The organism is Oleiphilus sp. HI0117 (assembly GCF_001635235.1).
Window position 1 is genome coordinate 1 of sequence record NZ_LWGA01001481.1, and the last position, 695, is coordinate 695.

The 695-nt window shown below is 45.3% G+C and carries 1 protein-coding gene; it reads right to left on the reverse strand.

The genetic code is table 11. From position 1 onward, the window contains the following. Positions 1–669, reverse strand: a 669-nt coding sequence (locus tag A3757_RS24625; RefSeq protein ID WP_068740467.1) for a hypothetical protein, incomplete at its 3' end; no start/stop codon positions are given. Positions 670–695: the final 26 nt, after the last annotated feature.

Consider the following 695-nt stretch of genomic DNA (forward strand, 5'->3'; position numbering starts at 1 on the left):
GATAGTCAGATGGTCTTTGGTTGCACTAAACATCTTATTGAGCAGTTGTTTCTTGCGCTCATTGGTCTTGCCAAAAAACATTTGTCCATAAGACGATGAAGGTGTGCTATTAATCATACGAACAACCCAGGGCCACATACCATGGCTGACAGGTTCCAGCATTGCTGAAACTAGTGGGTGAGTTTTACCACCAGGCAAGGCTGGCGCTTCGAGAATTAGCTCAACATTCTTATAGAGTTCTGGTCGAAAGCTTACCGCTTGGAGAATAACGGCGCCGCCACGAGAGTGACCGTGAATACGAATGTTTTCAGTTGTCGGTAAATTTTCGAGAGCCTGGTTAAGGACGCATGCATCGTATTCAATGGTCGCTTCAGGGTACTTAATAGGTATTTCCCACTCAGCTGGCTCTGGGATAGGGCCGCTAACAGGAACGTGGTAGTTACTGCAGGTCAATAATACCAATTCTGTAGAAGAATCATTATAGAGTTGCGTAAAGTAGCAATGATTTTCCAAAAAACCGTGAACGCCAATAACGGTATGTTTCGCTTGGCTGCTATGGTTTCGAATGCTAACCGCGCCTTTACCGACGGTGAAGACCTTGCCCGAAAACATTTCGGTATAGCTTTGTTCGATCGGCTTTATCAGTTTGCGCGCATGGATTGCTTGCATTTTACTCTCCCAACTCTCTAATAGTC